Genomic DNA, 17,633 nt, shown 5'->3' with positions numbered 1-17,633 from the left:
CCGGGGCTTGTCCCCGGCATTTTTTTATCCGAACGCAGCTGCGGCGGAGCCGGCAGGTGGCAGCGAGTAGGTCATGCTTGCGCGCGCCACCGGCGCCTCCTGCCCTTCCGAGTACATCAGGACGTCGCCAACAGCCAGCGTACGCCCCAGTTTCAGCAACCTGCACTCGGCAATCATGTCGGCTCCACCGGCAGGTTTGCGCAGAAAATCCATGGAACTGCTGGTGGTCACGGCCAGGGATTGACGACCCTTTCGCGCCAGAACCATTGAATAGACACAGACATCGGCCAGGGCGAACATCGAAGGTCCGGACACAGTTCCGCCCGGACGCAGATGCCGATCTTCGACAACGAGGCGCATGCGGATCGAGTCGTCGGTCAGATCCATGACGACGAAATCCTTGTGCACCTGCGGGAAGACCTGCGCCAGATATTCCGTCAGCTCTTCCTTGTTCATTGCCAATGACATGCTTCCCCTCCTCGATTTGCCGACCTAAAGTTGGCCCCACAGCCGGCAGGAGGGCAAGATGGCAATTTTGGAACGTAACGACACGGGCGCGATCGCTCATCTGAAAATGAATACGCCCGAGCGGCTGAATGCGCTGAGCGACGAAATGCTGGAGGCACTGCAATCTGAATTGGATACGCTGCGCGATGATCGCACGATCCGCGCTGTGATACTGTCAGGGGCAGGCAAGGCGTTTTGTGCCGGTCATGACCTCAAGCAGATGACCGCGGGCCGGCAGGCTGAAGATGGAGGCAAGGCCTACTTCACCGAACTGTTCAATCGCTGCGCCCGAATGATGATGTCGATCCAATCCCTGCCCCAACCGGTGATCGCGCAGGTCCATGGCATTGCAACGGCCGCCGGCTGCCAACTGGTGGCGACCTGCGATCTGGCCGTGGCGGCCGAAGGAACGCGATTCGGCGTCAATGGCGTGAACATCGGTCTCTTCTGCTCGACGCCGATGGTGGCGCTGAGCCGCAACATTCCGCGCAAACTAGCGTTTGAGATGCTGACCACCGGTGATTTCATACCAGCGGAGCGGGCCGCCGAGCTGGGCCTGGTCAATCGTGTCGTTCCGGAAACGCTGCTGGAGCATGAAACCCTGTCGTTGGCCGAGCAGTTGGCGTCCAAACTGGGCGCGGCGGTAAAGATCGGGAAACAGGCGTTTTATCAGCAACTTCAGATGCCTTTGGATCAGGCATATGCCTATACCGGCGGCGTAATGGCCGAAAATATGCTGCACCGGGATACCGAGGAAGGTATTTCCGCATTTATCGAAAAACGCTCACCAAATTGGACCCAATGACGCAATTGTTATGGCTAAAATTATCGACTGTTCGCATTTTTGCACTTTTCAAAAGGGCATCTCTGTGGCAAAGCTGGGAAAGGGCTGAGGCCTTCACTATCTTTTGGGTCGCCGTGGGCGGAAGGTCCCTCCAAGCTGGTTTCTCTCACCGGCGCAGACATTCCCGCAGCGGCGACCCCAAGACTTCCCAATAAAATCATAGCGTTGCTGCCTTGTTGGCAGCAGTTTTCGTTGGCCGTTGCACGCGCGGGCCACCTGCCCTATTTGGACGCACATGACACAGAAATTGCATATCGTTGGCGGCGGCATGGCCGGATCCGAGGCCGCATGGCAGGCCGCCGAAATGGGCGTGGACGTCGTGATTCACGAAATGCGCCCCAAAGTGGGCACTTTTGCGCATCAAACCGGCAACCTGGGCGAGATGGTCTGTTCCAATTCGTTCCGGTCTGATGATGACGAGCAGAATGCCGTTGGTTTGCTGCACTGGGAAATGCGCGCGGCCAATGGGTTGATCATGACCACCGCTGACGCCCACCGACTTCCTGCGGGCGGCGCTCTTGCCGTAGACCGTGAACCTTTTGCCGAAACGGTGACCGCCAAGCTGAAGACGCACCCACGCGTCACCGTCACCGGTGAGGAAGTCACCACGCTTCCGGACGATGGACTTTGGATTTTTGCCACCGGTCCGCTGACCTCGCCAGCGTTGGGCGCAGCGATCCAGCGCGAGACCGGGGCCGAAGCACTGGCCTTTTTCGACGCGATCGCCCCGATCGTCTACGCTGACACGATCGACATGAGCAAGGCGTGGATGCAGTCGCGCTATGACAAAGGTGAGACCGAGGAAGAGCGTACCGCCTATCTGAACTGCCCGATGGACCGTGACCAGTACGAGGCTTTCATCGACGCGCTGCTGGCCGCTGACAAGACCGAGTTCCACGAAGGTGAAACAGCTGGCTATTTCGATGGCTGCCTGCCGATCGAGGTGATGGCCGAGCGTGGGCGCGAGACTCTCCGTCACGGGCCGATGAAACCGGTGGGCCTGACCAATCCACATCAGCCGGACGTAAAACCTCATGCCGTGGTTCAACTGCGTCGCGACAACGCTTTGGGCACGCTGTTCAACATCGTTGGGTTCCAGACCAAGATGAAATATGGCGCCCAGACCGAGGTGTTCCGGATGATTCCGGGGCTCGAGAATGCCAGTTTTGCACGTCTGGGCGGCATCCATCGCAACACCTTCATCAACTCGCCCACCTTGCTGGATGCGCAGATGCGCCTGAAATCCAAGCCGAACATCCGATTTGCCGGGCAAATCACCGGGGTTGAAGGATATGTCGAGAGCGCCGCGATGGGCCTGCTGGCAGGTCGTCTCGCGGCGGCAGAGATCCTTGGCGACTCCCTGCCCCCGGTTCCGCAGGACAGCGCCATTGGCGCGCTGATCCACCACATCACCGGCGGCGCCGAAGCCAAGACGTTTCAGCCGATGAACGTGAATTTCGGTCTGTTCCGGCCGGTCGACGGGTTGAAGGGCGGGCGCCGTGGTCGCAAGGATCGCTACAAAGCCTATACCGATCGCGCCAAGGAGGCATGGCAGCAGTGGCTGACGCAAAGCTGACTGGACGCAGACCGGGCCACGCGCCTAAACTGACGGCATGAGCGAGAAGTTCCTCAAAAACACATATGATCTGAATACGCCGCAGGAAACCCAGGCGCATTACCAGAAATGGGCGGCCTCTTACGAAGATGAGGTGGCCGAGCACGGATATGCCACTCCGGGCCGCGTGGCCGAGGCGTTGTGGTCCAAATTGCCGCAACCGGACACACCTATCCTTGACTATGGCTGCGGGACCGGGTTGTCCGGTATCGCCTTGCACAAGGTCGGATATCGGGCAATCGACGGCGTCGATCCGACACCCGAGATGCTGAAAGGTGCTGCTGCCAAGGGCGTCTACCGCAATCTTGCTGCCATCGACATCACCGATCCCAACCCTTTGGAGACGGGGGCATACAAGGCTATCGCCGCGATCGGAGTGATCGGCGCCGGCGCCGCGCCGCCGCAGACATTCGACATGCTGATGAAAGTCTTGCCCAAAGGAGGCCTGCTGGCGTTTTCGTTCAACGACCATACATTGGACGACCCCGGCTATACCGGGCGCTTGAACGAATGGCTGGACATGGGAGCGGCGCGCCTTCTGTTTCGCGAACACGGACCGCACCTGCCAGGGCTGGACTTGAAGTCCGACGTATATATCGTTGAAAAGACGTGAAATTCACCACGAGATTTGCCCCATCTCCAACCGGGCCATTGCATCTTGGTCATGCGTATTCGGCTTTGCTGGCGTACGACCTTGCTGTCCGAAACTCCGGCACGTTCCTGCTGCGGATCGAGGATATCGATCAGTCCCGTTCGCGTCAGCATTGGGAGGATCAGATCTATGACGATTTGACGTGGTTGGGTTTGACGTGGCCTCGCCCTGTGTTGCGGCAATTCGATCGTATGCCGCTCTACCGGCAGGCCTTGAACCGGCTGTGGTCCCAAGGCCTGCTATATCCGTGCACCTGCAATCGCAAGGATATCGCGGCTGCCGCCAGTGCGCCGCAGGAAGGGTTTCCTCTGCACGGACCTGACGGCGTCATATATCCCGGAACATGCCGTGAAAAATGGACACATCAGGTGCAGTCCACGATCCCGGAGGATGTGGCCCTGCGTCTCAATATGTCCGAAGCGCTGCGCCGGATCGCGAAGGACGCCACCGGATTGAGGTTTCACGAGACCGGGGCCGGACCGGATGGCGCGACTGGCTGGATCGATTTGTCGGACGAACAGATGCTGCACGGCGTTGGCGATGTCGTCCTCGCCCGGCGGGGTATGGGCACGTCCTATCACCTGTCAGTCGTACTGGATGATGCGGCCCAGAACATCTCACATGTGGTTCGCGGTCAGGATCTGATTGACGCAACCGGGATTCACGTGGTGCTTCAGCGCTTGTTGGGGGGGGAGACGCCAACCTATCACCATCACCCACTGATCCGGGACGACACCGGCAAACGGCTGGCCAAGCGAGACGACGCCAGGGCGATTGCGAAATACCGGGCCGAAGGAGCGACGCCCGAAGACGTCCGCGCAATGGTCGGTCTTTAGGCCCGCTAGGCGCCGTCAAACCATCGGCAACATCAATTCGACCTCTTCCCCGTCCCGGACGGCGGTGTAGAAGCAGCTTCGGCGGTTTGTGTGGCAAGCGGGGCCGCTTTGTCGTACCAGAACCAACAGGCAATCCCGATCGCAATCGACGCGAAAATCCACCAACTCTTGTACGTGGCCCGAGCTTTCTCCCTTGACCCAGAAGGACTGGCGCGAGCGCGACCAATAGGTGACGCGCCCGGTTTCCAGCGTCTTTCGGATCGCCTCGGCGTTCATCCAGGCCATCATGAGAACCTCGCCGGTGCTCTCCTCCTGCGCAATGGCCGGGACCAACCCAGCCTCATTGAATTTGAGTGTAGACGGGTCGAACGTAGCAGAGCGCGACATCGCAAAAACCTTTTGCATCCCAGAACATGGCCACTATGTATGGGGAACAGCCACCGAGGGAAACCCATGTCCGGCGAAACCGACCTGATCAAGCTCTACTCCGGGCGCATTCTGGCGCTGGCGGCCGACATTCCGCACCTGCAGCGGTTGGAAGATCCGGATGCGACCGTCAAGAAACGGTCGCCCTTGTGCGGCTCGACGGTTGCCGTGGACATCAAAGTACGGGACGGCCGGATCACCGAGTTTGGTCAGGACGTGAAGGCCTGCGCACTGGGTCAGGCTGCAGCGGCAGTGGTCGGTGCATCGGTCATCGGAGCAACCCGCCCCCAAATCGAAATCGCGCGCGACCAGTTGGCGGCCATGCTGAAGAGTGACGGCCCCACCCCGGATGCGCCGTTTGGCGAGTTGGAAGTTCTGCGGCCCGCCCGCGATTACAAGAACCGGCACGCGTCGATCATGCTTGCGCTGGACGCGACCGCCGAGGCTTTCGAGAAGGCTGAACAAGCCAACTGCGCCTGAACATGGTCTTTTGATCCGAAGGCGGCTAACCTCCTGACCAATTTGACAGAGAAGCCAATTGAACAACCTTCTGGAACATTTTGTAACCTTGTGGGTCGTCATCGACCCGATCGGAACCATCCCGGTGTTCATTGCCGTCACCGCGGGTATCGAAGCCGCCGCGCGCCGGCGCACTGCCCTGCTGGCCGCACTGATCAGCGCCGGGATCCTTCTGTTCTTTCTGGTCTTTGGGCAATTGCTGATCGAGGCGCTGGATATCGGCCTCAACTCGTTTCAGGTCGCCGGCGGGATCATCCTGTTCCTGTTCGCGCTGACGATGATTTTTGGCGAAAGCAAACAGGAAATCGAACAGCGCCAGGCCGAAGAAGACATGGAAGACAAGCTGCACAGGCACAACCCGGCGATCTTCCCGTTGGCGGTCCCGTCATTGGCCTCACCCGGTGCGATGCTGGCCATCGTCATTCTGACCGACAACCACCGCTACAGCGTGGCGGACCAGGGCATTACTGCGCTGGTCATGCTGTCCGTACTGGCCTGCGCTTTTGTGTTGATGCTGCTGGCCGAGCCAATCATCCGGCTGATCGGTCATTCGGGGGCGGCAATCATCAGCCGGGTCATGGGAATGATTCTGGCCTCAGTGGCCGTCAACTCGGTCCTGTCAGCCCTGCTTGAGATCTTCAAAACCGGTCAACTGTAAAAAAAACCGCCGCTCCTTCCGGGCGGAAAGGGCGGCGGCAGTCGATGCGTTTCTCGCGTGGGGTCCGGATCACCGCGTGGGGCCGAGGCACGGCCCCTTCAAGGGGTTTGGGACAGGCAGGTCACCCTTGACTGAAATGGGGATGACATACGCGGGTTGATCGGCACGAGATCGCAGGCAGAAAGGCTTAGAACCCGACGGGCAGGTGAAGCGCCACCATCAGTATGACAACCAGCGAAGCCACGCCGGCTGCATCCTGCAAAAGCGTGGCTTGCGAACGGCTGAAAGCACTTTTGATCTGGGTCAGCATGTTTCACCTCCGGTCGGGAATTAATCCTTTGTTGACCTTTTGTTCTCATATTTCCGGAGATCAGTAAAGAACTTTAAGAGAACATTTGTGAACTTTTTGCGCGCAACCCGCTAACCCACTGAAATCAAACGGATGGCCTGATCCTGTTTCATCAACCAAAGAAGAACACGCGCGGCCTGACCTCGTTCCGAGGTCAATTTCGGATCCGAAGCCAGCAGCGCACGCGCGTCAGATTGGGCAACAGCCATAAGTCCAGCCTGTCGTTCCAGGTCGGCAATCTGGAACCGGGGAAGACCGGATTGAGCGGTCCCGATCAGGTCACCTGCCCCGCGCATCTCGAGGTCCGTTTCGGCAATTCTGAATCCATCTTCGGTTTCCCGCAAAACTTCCAGCCGTCTTCGGCCCCCTTCGCTGAGCGGCGCCTGATACATCAACAGACAGGTTGACGCGTCATGCCCGCGTCCGACCCGGCCGCGTAACTGGTGCAACTGGGCCAGCCCGAAGATTTCCGCCCGCTCAATGACCATGATCGTGGCGTTGGGAACGTTTACTCCCACCTCAATTACCGTCGTCGCAACCAAAACCTTGGTCCGCCCGTCCTGAAAAGCGGCCATAGCCGCGTCTTTTTCGGCCGGGGGCATCTGTCCGTGCACAAGGCCGACGATTCCGTCACCCAACTGGGCTCGCAAGTGTTTGAACCGTTCCTCGGCCGCGGTCAGGTCGGATACCTCGGATTCGTCGACCAGCGGACAGACCCAATAACACTGCTTGCCGTCTTCGATCGCGCGGCGCAGATGATCGACCACCTCCTCCATGCGCGAAGTGCTGACAATCGCCGTTTTGACCGGTTTGCGTCCCGGCGGTTTCTCATCCAGGACCGAGACGTCCATATCCCCATATTGTGCAAGCGCAAGGCTGCGTGGGATCGGTGTGGCCGTCATGACCAGAACATCGGCCCCCTGCCCCTTCTCAGAGAGTTCCATCCGCTGACGGACGCCGAACCTGTGCTGCTCGTCGACTATGGCCAGACGCAAGTCATGGAAGGCCACATCGTTCTGGAAAACCGCGTGAGTGCCCACCAGAATTTGGATGTCACCCGCCTTGAGCGCGGCCAGCTTCGCCCTGCGCTCGGACCCCTTGTCCCGTCCCGTCAGGATTTCGAGAACCACGCCGGCGTCTTCGGCCAGGGGGCGAAGGCCCTCCAGATGCTGGCGCGCAAGGATCTCGGTCGGAGCCATCATGACACCCTGACCACCGGCCTCTACCGCTACCAGAAGCGCCATGAACGCAACCAGTGTCTTGCCTGATCCGACGTCCCCCTGCAGCAGGCGGTTCATTCGGGTCGGAGCGCCCATGTCCTCGGTTATCTCTCGTATCGCACGCAACTGAGCCCCAGTGGGTTTGTACGGAAGCGCATCCATTACACGGGTCTGCAAAGCCCCGGTCGCGACACTTATGGTCCCACGTGTTTTGCGTTCCCGCAGGCGGGCCAGAGCCAGAGTCAGTTGATGGGCGAACAATTCGTCATAGGCCAGACGTTCGCGCGCGGGAGCAAAGGCCGCCACGTCATCGGCACCTTGCGGTGTGTGGGCCGCCCGGACGGCATTGGCCCAGGTCGGCCAGTTTTGGCGGGAAACCTGTGCAGGATCCGCCCATTCCGCCAAATCTGGCAGGCGTGCCAGCGCGCTTTGCGCCGCCTTGTAGGCCGTTTTCTGGGTGACACCTTGGGTCAGGTGGTAGACCGGTTCAAACTCGGGGATGCTGTTCGCCTGTTCGACCGGCAGAATGTGGTCCGGGTGAACCATTTGCGCTGTACGGTCAAACAGTTCGAGCTTGCCGGACACCACCCGTCTCGCCCCCTCGGGCAGGACCTTTTTCAGGTAGTCGGCCCGGGCGTGAAAGAAGACCAGCTGGAAATCGGTCTGACTGTCCTGCACGAAAATTCGATAGGCTCCGCCCCTGTTGTGCGCCGGACGGTGGGCGCCAACGGTGACTTCCACCGTAAGTGTTTTGGGCAAATCCACGCCCCGGATCGTATCACGCCGCCGCCGGTCAACCACCGCATATGGCAATGCAAACAGCAGATCACGCGGCGTTTCCAGCCCCGTCTGCGCCAGCAGGCGTGCGGTCTTGGGACCGATACCATCCAGCGTCTCGAGCCCTGAAAAAAGCGGGTACAGTTGCTCTGGACGGCCGCTCATGCGTCCCCGATCAACTGCAGCCAGCTGTCTTCATCCAAGGTTTCGATCCCCAGCTCTGCCGCCTTCGTGGCCTTGGAACCTGCGCCGGGGCCGGCCACCAGATAGTCCGTTTTTGTGCTGACTGAGCCAGCCACTTTGGCCCCTAGGGCTTCCGCGCGGGCCTTTGCTTCGGCCCGGGTCATTTTTTCGAGCGTACCCGTAAAGACAACCGTTTTTCCCGCGACGGGGCTGCCCGATGTATCCGGCCGTTTGGCCTCTTGCACGTTCAGTTGGGCGACCAGCGCATCGATGCTTTGGCGCTCCGCGTCCTGAGCAAATGTCGAAATCAGGGTCCGGGCCATGACTTCACCGACGCCGTCGATATTCAGCAGCTCATCCCATTCGGGTCCGCTGAATTGGCTGGCGGCCGTGACAGCCTGCTCGAACGCGTCCCACGTGCCGTAGTGATTGGCGATCAGGTTCGAGGCGGCTTCACCAAGGTGTCGAATACCGAGGGCAAACAGAAGGCGGCCCAGCGGAATTGTCCGTTTTTCCTCGATCGCGGCAAAGAGTTTGGCGGCGCTCTGACTGCCCCAGCCTTTTCGGTTGGCCAGCTTGTTCAGATTTGCAGCGTCCCGCTTTTGCAATGTGAAGATGTCTGCCGGCGTACGGATCGGCAGGTCCGGGTCGTTGTAGAACATTTCGATCTGCTTGGCCCCCAACCCATCGATGTCAAACGCCTTGCGGGAAACGAAGTGCTTCAGTTTCTCGACCGCTTGCGCCGGGCAGATCACCCCTCCGGTACAGCGCCGCACCGAGTCGCCTTCCTCGCGGATCGCGTCGCTGCCGCATTCCGGACATTTCGCCGGAAACTCAAATGGGACAGCTTGTTCCGGTCTTTTGCTCAGGTCGACGTCGGCTATTTTTGGGATTACATCGCCGGCGCGGTACACCTGCACCCAATCGCCAACACGTATATCTTTGCCGTCGCGGATCTGTTCGCCTTTCGAATCCCGACCGGCGATGTAGTCTTCGTTGTGCAAGGTTGCATTGGACACGACCACACCGCCAACCGTCACCGGGTGCAGCCGCGCAACCGGGCTAAGCGCGCCGGTGCGGCCAACTTGAATGTCAATCGCCTCAAGCCGGGTCCAGGCGAGTTCGGCAGGAAACTTATGAGCGATCGCCCATCTTGGTGTGGTCGAGCGAAACCCAAGACGGGCCTGCAACGACAAATCGTTCACTTTGTAGACGACGCCGTCGATGTCATAGCCAAGCGTAGAGCGCTGCTCTTCGATTGCGCGGTAGTGCTCCAGCATTTGCGCGGTCGAGCTGCAAACGGCAGTCAGGTCGTTGGTGGAAAAGCCAAAGGACTTCAATCGATCCAACGCAGATGACTGGGTGGTTCCCAACGGCTCGGACAGTTCGCCCCAGGCATAGGCGAAGAACCGCAGGGGCCTTGCGCGCGTAACTTCTGGGTCAAGCTGGCGTAGCGAACCGGCGGCCGCATTTCTCGGATTCGCAAACAACTTCGCGCCCGCCTCTGCCTGCTTGGCATTCAGCTTCTCGAAATCGTCATGAGACATATAGACTTCGCCGCGAACCTCCAGGATCCCTGGCGCGTCGGCGATCTGTTGAGGGATATCTGAAACGGTCAACGCATTGGCCGTGACGTTTTCGCCAACTTCCCCATCGCCCCGTGTTGCCGCCTGCACCAGTTCGCCGTCCACGTAACGCAACGACAGCGACAAACCGTCGATCTTTGGTTCGGCGGTGAATTCGAGGGGCGCCTCCTCGCTCAGCCCAAGATAGTTACGAACAGACCGAACGAAGTCTGCTACGTCCTCATCGTCGAATGCGTTGCCAAGCGACATCATGCGGACTGCATGGGTCACTTTGCCGAAACCGTCCACCGGCCGCGCACCAACCTGATCGCTGGGGCTGTCGGTGCGCTTTAGCTGCGGAAACCGCGACTCGATTTCGAGATTCCGTAGTTTCAGGGCATCGTATTCGGCATCCGAGATCTCGGGCGCGTCCTGACCGTGATAAAGGTCGTTGGCCCGCTGCAAGAGTTCCGCAAGACGTGCCAACTCCTCTCGAGCCTGGTCCTCGGTCAGATCTTCTACTGCAATCAAATTGCTCATAGCCTCGCCCTGTCACATCGTCTTGGACCCCAGTGATAGGGCGAGGTCATGGTCAGGTCCAGATGTGCCGAGCCGTGAGTGCGAATGCCACCCTGGACCGCGGTGGCAGATGGGTCAGGTTTTCAGGCGCCGACGGCCAAGCGAGTGTTTTCCGCCGTGTCCGTCTGGGGATCGCGCAATACATATCCTCGGCCCCACACCGTTTCGATGTAGTTCTCGCCGCCCGTGGCGTTGCTGAGCTTTTTGCGCAGCTTGCAGATGAAAACGTCGATGATCTTGAGTTCCGGCTCGTCCATGCCGCCGTAAAGGTGGTTGAGGAACATCTCCTTGGTCAGGGTCGAGCCCTTGCGCAGGCTCAGAAGCTCCAGCATCTGGTATTCTTTGCCGGTCAGATGCACCGCCTGATTGTCGACCTCGACCGTCTTGGCATCCAGATTGACCGCGATTCGTCCGGTTCGGATAATCGATTGCGAATGACCTTTGGATCGGCGGATGATCGCATGGATTCGCGCCACCAACTCCTCGCGGTGGAACGGTTTGGTCAGGTAGTCGTCGGCCCCGAAACCGAAGCCCTTGATCTTGCTTTCAGTGTCGTCGGCTCCGGACAGGATCAGGATCGGCGTTTCAACCCTTGCAATGCGCAACTGACGCAGGACTTCATGTCCGTTCATGTCCGGCAGGTTCAGGTCAAGAAGGATCAGATCGTAGTCATACAGCTTGGCCAGATCTATGCCTTCCTCGCCCAGGTCCGTCGCATACACGTTCAGGTTGGCATGCGTCAGCATCAGCTCGATGCTTTTGGACGTGGTCGGATCATCCTCGACAAGAAGAATTCGCATTGCACTGCTCCAATTCAGGTCAACTATTCCAGTTCTGGTTAACCCTGATCACAAATGGTTAATCTGACGTTACCGTTGAATCATTTATTCGCTTTCGCCTTTAGGTTGTCTATATTTTTTTAGCGCCGTCACTTTCAAGGCCTCGATTCCGTGTTCGGCGACCGCAGACACCCATGTGTTGAACTCTTCGTCACTCAGGCCGTATCGTTTCTTGGCATCCGACAAGGAAATCAATCCGTAAAGCACGCCTCGGACGACTACCGCTTTTCTTGATGCGACCCAGCGTTTCGTATCCGCAGGCGGCAAATCCGCTCGGGACAAAACAGACCCATCCGGCAGGGTAACTGACCTTGGTCCCTCAACTTTGTGCAAATACATCTTTTGACCCTTTTTCTGGTGCCACAAAGCTGACGGCAGTCTACTTAATGCGCGGTGAAACCGCCCCTTGAGAGTGCGTAGAATTTTCCTATATTCTGCCGGTCTTTCTTAACCCGGACTGGAACAGCCCATGGCCCTCGACACCGAGACCCCTCTGAACTCGCTTGGCTTTGCCAAACCCCCGTCGGAAACGCGGGTGGTCGTCGCCATGTCGGGTGGTGTCGACAGCTCGGTCGTGGCGGCGTATCTGGCGGATCAGGGCTATGACGTGGTGGGTGTGACGCTGCAGCTCTACGACCACGGAGCGGCGCTAGCCAAGAAGGGCGCGTGCTGTGCCGGGATCGACATCCACGACGCCCGCCGCGTGGCCGAGGAGCGCGGTTTTCCGCACTACGTTCTGGATTATGAAAACATCTTCAAGGACGCCGTGATCGACGAGTTTGCCGACAGCTATCTGGCCGGCGCGACTCCGGTGCCCTGCATCCGCTGCAATGAGCGCGTCAAGTTCAAGGACTTGCTGGAAACCGCCAAGGATCTGGAAGCCGACTGCATGGCGACCGGCCACTACATCCAGCGCAAGATGGGTCCCAATGGCCCTGAACTGCACTGCGCCGAGGATGCCAACCGAGACCAGTCCTATTTCCTGTTCTCGACCACGCCCGAGCAGCTGGAATTCCTGCGCTTCCCGTTGGGGCACCTGCCGTCCAAGGACGCGACCCGCGAGATGGCCGCGCAATACGGGCTGAGCGTGGCCGACAAGCCCGACAGTCAGGACATTTGCTTCGTGCCCAACGGCAACTATGCCAGTGTGATCGAGAAACTGCGCCCCGGCGCGGCCGAGCCCGGCGAGATCGTTCACGCCGACGGCCGTGTTCTAGGCCAGCACGACGGCGTGATCCACTACACGATCGGCCAGCGACGCGGCCTTGGTATCGGCGGGCTCAGTGAGCCGCTCTATGTCGTCAAGCTGGACGTGGACCGCAAACAGGTCGTCGTCGGCCCCAAGGAACTGTTGGCCACCCGCACCATCCCCGTACGCGAGATCAACTGGCTGGGCGACGAACCCTTCACCTCGCAAAAGGAATGGCATGTTTCGGTCAAGGTCCGCTCGACCCGCCCCCCGCGCGAGGCGATCATCCGTCCGCTGACCGACACCACCGCCGAGGTCGAATTGCTGACCCCCGAGGAAGGTGTCTCGCCTGGGCAGGCCTGCGTGCTCTATGAAACCGGGGGCAGCCGCATCTTTGGCGGTGGCTGGATCTGGCGCGGTTACTGAACCGCGTCGGTCCACGAATTGCTGAGGATATAAAGCCCGGCGCAGATCATGACGTAAGGCACGAGGTACTCCAACCGTTGCGCCAGGCGCCCCGTCATGATCTGGGCGCGCCCACCGATCAGCCCCACACCCGCAAGAGAGAGCGCGGCGAGACCTGCCCCTAGCACACCTGCCAGCCGGAAATCGGGGGTCGAGTCGGCCAGCAATGGGGCGAGGACCGCAAACGTGTCCATCGAAAGACTTGCGAACAAGAGCATGGCCACCAGCGCCGAGGCGCTGCCCGGCACCGCGGGCGCGTCCTGGGCATTTGCTCCGCGAAGCTGTCGAACGGCCCCGAAAAGCCCCAAGGCCAGAGGGATGCCACCGAGGGAGCCAGCCCAGTGCGGCACAACATCTTCGACCCCCAGCGCCAGCAGGAAAGCCGCGCCGATCACCAGCCCCTGTGCCAGCAGAAACCCGAGAACGGCGCGTTGCGGACCGGTGACGATCATCAGGGCGACCAGCGCCATGAGGTTGTCGAGATTGGTCAGCACCTGCGCCATGAAGGCCGAGGCCGCAAAGACCGCGTAGTCCAGCATCACGGCGTCATCCGCTCCAACACCGCACGCGCGGCCCGAAGACCGGGCGCTTCGCCACCCCGGCCGAGACGTTCCATCGTGACGGCCATGGCCTGCTCCTGCGCGCCCGGCGCGGCAGACACTGCGCTGAGCGCGGCCGAAATGGCTTCAGGCGTGCAGTCATCCAGCAGGCATTCCGGCACCGTTCGGGTCTCGGACACAAGGTTGACCAGCGTGACCGTATCCAGCTTGACCATGCGCTCGGCGATCTTCTGGGTCAGCCAGGTCAGCTTGTAGGCAATTACCATCGGCGTGGACTGGGCCGCCAGTTCCAGCGAGACCGTGCCGGACGCGGCTAGGGCGATCTCGGCGGCGGCAAAGGCCGCGCGCTTGCTGGCCACCGCCTGATCCGTGTCGATGTTGCGCGGGTCCACCACGACCGGCTGGCCCGGCCAGGACCGGACATGGGCAGCCACGGTATCGGCCACATGCGCGACCGCCGGAACTACCACCCGAATGTCGGGGCGGTCCTTCAGGTACAAGGCAAGCGCCGCGCCGAATACGGGCGCCAGCCGATCGACTTCGCCCCGGCGCGAGCCGGGCAAGGCCAGCAGGATCGGCGCGTCGCCAAGACCGTGATCGGCGCGGAACTGCGCGATCTGCGCTTCGGTTGCAACCGGCTCGCTGGCCACCGGATGGCCGACGAAGTCGCACTCCATTCCGGCGTTTTCCATATAGGGTGGCTCGAACGGCAGCAGGGCCAGAACATGGTCGATGACTTTGGCCATTTTGTCCGCCCTCTTGGGGCGCCAGGCCCAGACGCTAGGCGCAACATAATGTACGGTCCGTATTTTGCTGCGCGTCTTGACCTGCTTGGCCACGCGCAGCGAAAAGTCGGGACTGTCGATTGTGATCAGAACGTCGGGCTGGGTATCCAGAACGGCCTGAGCGGTTTCGGCGATGCGGCGCTTGAGGTGAAAGAACTTGGGCAGAACCTCGACCAGGCCCATCACGCTGAGCTCGGACATCGGAAAGCGGCTGACCAGACCCTGAGCCTGCATCAGCGGCCCGCCAACCCCGTCGAATTCGATATCCGGAACAAGGGACTTCAACCCCTCCATCAGCGCACCGCCCAGACGGTCGCCCGACGGTTCACCGGCGACCAGAAAAACGCGCATCAGACGGCCCGCTCATGTACGTGCAGGAACAGGCCCAGGCGGTCGCATTCCGCGATCACTTGGGGCCGGTCCAACACGATCACCCCACCCTTTTCGATGACGATGCCGGACAAACCGGCCGCAACGGCGCTGGATACGGTGTCGGGGCCGATGGCAGGCAGATCGGCACGTCGGTCTTGGCCCGGCTTGGGGCCCTTGAACAGAATACCACCGCCCGCATCAGGGCGAGCGGCCAGAGATTGCAGCATCCAGGTCGTGCCGAAGGCCCCTTCGACAACCAGAACTTGGCCTTTGTGAACAACGCAAGCCTGTCCGATATCCGCTGCCCCCATGGCACGCAGGACACCCACGGCCCGGTTCGCATCGCCCAGTTCCGCCTCGGTCGGCTGTGCCTGGGTCAGACACCCGAGAGGAGGCAACAGGTCCGGAGCGATCTCGTGTGCGGCCCGCACGCGCAGTCCGGCGCCCTCCAAAATGCCGATCACCGCCCGCAAGGCTCCGTCGTCACCCGACACCAGCGCCTGCTGGATGATCGGAACCAAGGGCATGGTCTGCGCGTCAATCCGGGCGGGGTTTATGTCTGGCCTGCGGACCGCACCTGCGAGGCATACATCTGTGACGCCGCGCGCTTTGAGCTCGGCGACAAAACTGCCCAACTGCTCCAGCGGGAAGGTCACGTCTGGCGTCAGAGTGTCGGGCTGAAATCCCTCCATCGCGCAAACCAAGGGGCGTTCCGGCAGGTGTGCAACCAGTTCGTCCGGCAAAACCCCTGTTCCCGCGATCAGAGCCAGCATGATCCTATTTCCTTGGTGTCAGGAACGAACGATCGCTTTCGCCCGTCACGAATTCCACGATCTGACGCACATAGTCGCTGTCTGTGCTGTCGCCCAGACGCTTGGCGCGGTCCATAAAGGTGCCCTCGCCTTCGGACAGCTCGCGAAAGGCCGCACGCAGCGCCGAAATGTCCGCGCGGGAAACGCCGCGGCGTTTCAGGCCAACAAGGTTCAGCCCCTCCAATTCGCCGCGCGAGGCCTGAACCAGGCCGTAAGGGATGACATCGTTGGGCACCATGGTCAGCGCACCGATGATGGCGCCGCGGCCCACGCGCACCCATTGATGCAATCCGGAAATGCCGCCGATGATCACGTCATCCTCGATGATGCAGTGGCCGGCGGCGCCGGAATGGTTCACCATGATCACCCGGTTGCCGATCTGCACGTCATGGGCCACATGAACACCGGCCATAAGCAGGCAATCATCGCCGATGCGGGTCACGCCGCCGCCACCCTCGGTGCCGGTATTGACCGTAACGTGTTCCCGGATGCGGTTTCGCTTGCCAATTTCCAGCCGCGTGTTTTCGCCCCCGAACTTGAGGTCCTGCGGGATTTCACCAATCACCGAAAAGTTGAAGATGACGCAGTCGTCACCGATCGAGGTATCTCCGGTGACAACCACATGCGACTTCAGCTCGACTCGGTCGCCCAAACGCACCTGTGGCCCCACATGGCAGAACGGGCCGATTACGCAGTCCTGGCCGATCTGAGCGCCGTCTTCGATGATCGCGCTGGGATGAATTCGGCTCATGCTGTTTTTTCCATATCCCAATCGACATAGGCCGAGAACTCGGCCTCGGCCGCCACTTCACCGTCCACGGTCGCACGGCCGCTGAACTTGAAGATCTTGCCGCCCTTCTTGCCGCGCACGGTTTCGACATGCATTTTCAGCACGTCACCCGGCACCACTTTGCGGCGGAATTTGCACTTGTCGATATTCATGAAATAGATAAGCAGCTCGCTGTCGATGACATCCATGCCGACGCCCAGCATAACACCTGCGGTTTGCGCCATCGCCTCGACGATGGTCACGCCGGGCATGATCGGCGTTCCGGGGAAATGGCCCTGGAAATGTGGCTCGTTCATGGTGACGTTCTTGATACCAACCGCCGACTGATAGCCGTCAATCTCTTCCACCTTGTCAACCAGCAGGAACGGATAGCGATGCGGCAGGATCCGCTGGATCAGCTGAATGTCGGCGCTCTTGGTTTCCGTGGTCATTTTCAGGATGTCCTGTTCTCGAGGTCTCGTTCACGCGTGGTTAGCAATACCCGTACCCAAGGGCAAGCCACGCTATGGCTTGTCGCCCTCTTCCAGCTGCGATCCGTCGCCGATGGCCGCGTCGATCTTGCGGATGGCGATGGCCGTAACATCCGAGGCGTCCGAGCTGAGAAATACGTTGGATCGTTCGATGATCAGCGACGCGCCAGTTTCACGCAGCAGGTCGATGAGCACGGGCTGGGCCAGCTCAAAGAACTGATTGCGCGCCTCGTCACTGCGGCGGGCCAGAGCATCCAGTTTCGCGCGTTGCCCCTCGCGGTGAGACTGGACCTTTCGGTCGAAGGCTTCCGCAAGCGGGCGGAACTCCTCAGGGCTCAGAACTTCGCGCTTTTGCGTCAGCTCTTTTTCCTCGCGGCTCAGCTCGGCAACGATGCGTTCATTTTCAGCGGCCAGCGCAGCACTTTCTGCTTCGATCTCATCAAAAATCCGTCGCCCGAATGCGGAGTCGGTGAAGATCCGGTCGCTGGAGATGGTCAGCACGCCGGATTGCGGCACACCCAACTGCTGGGCCGCCACTGGGAGCGACACTACCAGGAAGATCAAAACACACAGGGCCCGCAACGGGCCCTGTACAAACTTCGATATCGTCTTGACCATGGA

General features: G+C 60.5%; 20 protein-coding genes. 7 read left to right on the top strand and 13 right to left on the bottom strand.

What is annotated here, in order from left to right; translation table 11 throughout:
• Positions 1-24: 24 nt before the first annotated feature.
• Positions 25-468 carry a PaaI family thioesterase gene (locus ACR0NY_RS02395; RefSeq protein WP_093962028.1) on the bottom strand — a complete coding sequence of 148 codons (444 nt, stop codon included), beginning with the start codon at positions 466-468 and terminating at the stop codon, positions 25-27.
• A gap of 58 nt (positions 469-526) precedes the next feature.
• On the opposite strand from ACR0NY_RS02395, the gene ACR0NY_RS02390 reads away from it, so the two are divergent.
• The 4 genes from ACR0NY_RS02390 to gluQRS all read left to right on the top strand — a co-directional run bounded on the left by ACR0NY_RS02390 (position 527) and on the right by gluQRS (position 4,454).
• Positions 527-1,312 (top strand): enoyl-CoA hydratase, encoded by a 786-nt coding sequence (locus ACR0NY_RS02390; protein WP_170338659.1) that lies wholly within the window; start codon positions 527-529, stop codon positions 1,310-1,312.
• Between the two features lie 274 nt (positions 1,313-1,586).
• Complete coding sequence (gene trmFO, locus ACR0NY_RS02385; protein ID WP_170368430.1) at positions 1,587-2,927, top strand: methylenetetrahydrofolate--tRNA-(uracil(54)-C(5))-methyltransferase (FADH(2)-oxidizing) TrmFO; 1,341 nt, start codon at positions 1,587-1,589, stop codon at positions 2,925-2,927.
• 37 nt (positions 2,928-2,964) lie between these two features.
• Complete coding sequence (locus ACR0NY_RS02380) at positions 2,965-3,579, top strand: class I SAM-dependent DNA methyltransferase (protein WP_170368429.1); 615 nt, start codon at positions 2,965-2,967, stop codon at positions 3,577-3,579.
• Positions 3,576-4,454 (top strand): tRNA glutamyl-Q(34) synthetase GluQRS, encoded by an 879-nt coding sequence (gluQRS, locus tag ACR0NY_RS02375; protein ID WP_170368428.1) that lies wholly within the window; start codon positions 3,576-3,578, stop codon positions 4,452-4,454. The genes ACR0NY_RS02380 and gluQRS overlap by 4 nt, the downstream gene beginning before the upstream one ends.
• Before the next feature lie 15 nt (positions 4,455-4,469).
• Here gluQRS and hisI read toward each other — a convergent pair whose 3' ends face one another.
• Complete coding sequence (gene hisI, locus ACR0NY_RS02370; RefSeq protein WP_093962023.1) at positions 4,470-4,859, bottom strand: phosphoribosyl-AMP cyclohydrolase; 390 nt, start codon at positions 4,857-4,859, stop codon at positions 4,470-4,472.
• 48 nt (positions 4,860-4,907) lie between these two features.
• Between hisI and ACR0NY_RS02365 the strand changes: the two genes are divergently transcribed.
• Together ACR0NY_RS02365 and ACR0NY_RS02360 are read left to right on the top strand one after the other, a co-directional pair.
• Positions 4,908-5,360, top strand: coding sequence for an iron-sulfur cluster assembly scaffold protein (locus ACR0NY_RS02365; protein WP_170368427.1), 453 nt, complete (start codon positions 4,908-4,910; stop codon positions 5,358-5,360).
• Positions 5,361-5,418: 58 nt separating this feature from the next.
• Positions 5,419-6,057: a MarC family protein gene (locus ACR0NY_RS02360; RefSeq protein ID WP_093962021.1), complete on the top strand. Its 639-nt coding sequence runs from the start codon at positions 5,419-5,421 to the stop codon at positions 6,055-6,057.
• 187 nt (positions 6,058-6,244) lie between these two features.
• Here the strand turns inward: ACR0NY_RS02360 and ACR0NY_RS02355 are convergent, their stop codons facing one another.
• The 5 genes from ACR0NY_RS02355 to sciP form a co-directional block, all read right to left on the bottom strand.
• Positions 6,245-6,367, bottom strand: coding sequence for a hypothetical protein (locus ACR0NY_RS02355; protein WP_254920125.1), 123 nt, complete (start codon positions 6,365-6,367; stop codon positions 6,245-6,247).
• A 110-nt stretch (positions 6,368-6,477) separates the two neighbouring features.
• Positions 6,478-8,568, bottom strand: coding sequence for an ATP-dependent DNA helicase RecG (gene recG / locus ACR0NY_RS02350; RefSeq protein ID WP_170368426.1), 2,091 nt, complete (start codon positions 8,566-8,568; stop codon positions 6,478-6,480).
• Complete coding sequence (gene ligA / locus ACR0NY_RS02345) at positions 8,565-10,691, bottom strand: NAD-dependent DNA ligase LigA (protein ID WP_170368425.1); 2,127 nt, start codon at positions 10,689-10,691, stop codon at positions 8,565-8,567. The genes recG and ligA overlap by 4 nt, the downstream gene beginning before the upstream one ends.
• A gap of 122 nt (positions 10,692-10,813) precedes the next feature.
• Positions 10,814-11,530, bottom strand: coding sequence for a response regulator transcription factor CtrA (gene ctrA, locus ACR0NY_RS02340; RefSeq protein ID WP_170368424.1), 717 nt, complete (start codon positions 11,528-11,530; stop codon positions 10,814-10,816).
• 84 nt (positions 11,531-11,614) lie between these two features.
• Positions 11,615-11,908, bottom strand: coding sequence for a CtrA inhibitor SciP (gene sciP / locus ACR0NY_RS02335; RefSeq protein ID WP_170368423.1), 294 nt, complete (start codon positions 11,906-11,908; stop codon positions 11,615-11,617).
• Between the two features lie 130 nt (positions 11,909-12,038).
• On the opposite strand from sciP, the gene mnmA reads away from it, so the two are divergent.
• On the top strand, positions 12,039-13,184 hold the full coding sequence (mnmA, locus tag ACR0NY_RS02330; RefSeq protein ID WP_170368422.1) for a tRNA 2-thiouridine(34) synthase MnmA: 1,146 nt from the start codon (positions 12,039-12,041) through the stop codon (positions 13,182-13,184).
• Here the strand turns inward: mnmA and ACR0NY_RS02325 are convergent.
• From ACR0NY_RS02325 to ACR0NY_RS02300, 6 genes are all read right to left on the bottom strand, one after another.
• Positions 13,178-13,762, bottom strand: a complete 585-nt coding sequence (locus tag ACR0NY_RS02325; protein ID WP_217354843.1) for a hypothetical protein — start codon at positions 13,760-13,762, stop codon at positions 13,178-13,180. The two genes, mnmA and ACR0NY_RS02325, sit on opposite strands and share 7 nt — an antisense overlap.
• Positions 13,762-14,919 (bottom strand): lipid-A-disaccharide synthase, encoded by a 1,158-nt coding sequence (lpxB, locus tag ACR0NY_RS02320; RefSeq protein ID WP_170368420.1) that lies wholly within the window; start codon positions 14,917-14,919, stop codon positions 13,762-13,764. Before lpxB ends, ACR0NY_RS02325 begins: the two co-directional genes overlap by 1 nt.
• Positions 14,919-15,713 carry an LpxI family protein gene (locus ACR0NY_RS02315; RefSeq protein ID WP_170368419.1) on the bottom strand — a complete coding sequence of 265 codons (795 nt, stop codon included), beginning with the start codon at positions 15,711-15,713 and terminating at the stop codon, positions 14,919-14,921. The genes lpxB and ACR0NY_RS02315 overlap by 1 nt, the downstream gene beginning before the upstream one ends.
• A 4-nt stretch (positions 15,714-15,717) precedes the next feature.
• Positions 15,718-16,503, bottom strand: a complete 786-nt coding sequence (lpxA, locus tag ACR0NY_RS02310) for an acyl-ACP--UDP-N-acetylglucosamine O-acyltransferase (RefSeq protein WP_170363500.1) — start codon at positions 16,501-16,503, stop codon at positions 15,718-15,720.
• Entirely contained in the window at positions 16,500-16,973 is a 474-nt protein-coding gene (gene fabZ / locus ACR0NY_RS02305) for a 3-hydroxyacyl-ACP dehydratase FabZ (protein ID WP_170339263.1), read from the bottom strand. The genes lpxA and fabZ overlap by 4 nt, the downstream gene beginning before the upstream one ends.
• Before the next feature lie 72 nt (positions 16,974-17,045).
• Positions 17,046-17,630: an OmpH/Skp family outer membrane protein gene (locus tag ACR0NY_RS02300; RefSeq protein WP_170338686.1), complete on the bottom strand. Its 585-nt coding sequence runs from the start codon at positions 17,628-17,630 to the stop codon at positions 17,046-17,048.
• Positions 17,631-17,633: the final 3 nt, after the last annotated feature.

It is taken from the genome of Ruegeria sp. BJ5 (assembly GCF_056537865.1).
The sequence above is the reverse complement of the archived record's forward strand: the minus strand, read 5'-3'. Positions and strand labels throughout refer to the sequence as shown.